Genomic DNA, 1,459 nt, shown 5'->3' with positions numbered 1-1,459 from the left:
GGGAAGTGGAACGCCATGTGGCACTCGTCGCCGCCGGTGGAGTAGTCGCCGAAGTAGTCGACCACGTCCTCGGGCCACTGGTTGGCCTCCGCCAGCACGACCTTGTCGGCGTACTGCTCGTCGACCTCCTTGCGGACCCGCTTCAGGAAGTCGTGGGTCTCGGGAAGGTTCTCGCAGTTGGTGCCCTCGCGCTGGTAGAGGTACGGCACCGCGTCCAGCCGGAACCCGTCGATGCCGAGGTCCAGCCAGAACTTCAGCGCCGAGATCATCTCCTCCTGCACGGCCGGGTTGTCGTAGTTGAGGTCCGGCTGGTGCGAGAAGAAGCGGTGCCAGTAGTACTGCTTGCGCACCGGGTCGTACGTCCAGTTCGACGCCTCGGTGTCGACGAAGATGATCCGCGCGTCCTGGAACTGCTTGTCGTCGTCGGCCCAGACGTAGTAGTCGCCGTACGGGCCGTCGGGGTTGGCGCGGGACTCCTGGAACCACGGGTGCTGGTCGCTGGTGTGGTTCATGACGAAGTCGATGATGACCCGCATGCCCCGCTGATGGGCCGCGTCCACGAACTCCACGAAGTCCGCCAGGTCCCCGAACTCGGGAAGGACGGCCGTGTAGTCGGAGACGTCGTAACCGCCGTCACGCAAGGGGGACTTGAAGAACGGCGGGAGCCAGAGGCAGTCCACGCCGAGCCATTGCAGGTAGTCGAGCTTGGCGGTCAGACCCTTCAGGTCACCGACGCCGTCGCCGTTGCTGTCCTGGAAGGAGCGGACCAGGACCTCGTAGAAGACGGCGCGCTTGAACCATTCCGGGTCCCGGTCCTTGGCCGGAGTGTCCTCGAAGGTGTCGGGAACGGGCTCGTTGACGATCATATGGCGGGTGACCCTCCGATCCGCGGGTTGGACGGTCGCAGGACCGAGAACACATGCGCGGGTCGACGACCCGGTTCGAGTCGCACATAGTTGGCCCTGCCCCAGTGATAGGACTCGCCGGTGAGCAGGTCGCGCACCGGCACCGACTCGTGCCAGTCCAGGCCGAGTTGCGGCATGTCCAACGAGACCGTGGCCTCCTGGGTGTGGTGCGGGTCGAGGTTGGCGACCACCAGAACCGTGTTCGAACCGCTGCGCTTGGAGTAGACGATCACTCCGTCCTGGTCCGCGTGGTGGAAGTGGATGTCCCTGAGCTGATGCAGGGCCGGGTTCTCCCGGCGGATCTCGTTGAGCCGGGTGATGAGCGGCGCGATGGTGCGTCCCTCACGGGCCGCCGCCGCCCAGTCCCTCGGCCTGAGCTGGTACTTCTCCGAGTCCCAGTACTCCTCACTGCCGGCCTTCAACGGCTCGTTCTCGCAGAGTTCGTAGCCGCTGTAGATGCCCCACGTCGGCGAGAGCGTGGCCGCGAGGATCGCGCGGATCTCGAAGGCGGGGCGGCCGCCGTGCTGGAGGTAGGCGTGCAGGATGTCGGGGGT

Annotated in this window: 1 protein-coding gene and 1 pseudogene; both read right to left on the bottom strand. The window is 66.0% G+C overall.

The genetic code is table 11. The features are described from left to right. The coding region (locus tag ACWCV3_RS28915) for an alpha-amylase family glycosyl hydrolase (protein WP_030817393.1) at positions 1-866 on the bottom strand (866 nt) is incomplete at its 3' end. Next, positions 863-1,459: pseudogene (locus ACWCV3_RS28910) on the bottom strand (alpha-1,4-glucan--maltose-1-phosphate maltosyltransferase); the annotation flags it as partial. The gene ACWCV3_RS28915 and the pseudogene ACWCV3_RS28910, both read right to left, overlap by 4 nt.

The organism is Streptomyces sp. NPDC001781 (assembly GCF_053596035.1).
The sequence above is the reverse complement of the archived record's forward strand: the minus strand, read 5'-3'. Positions and strand labels throughout refer to the sequence as shown.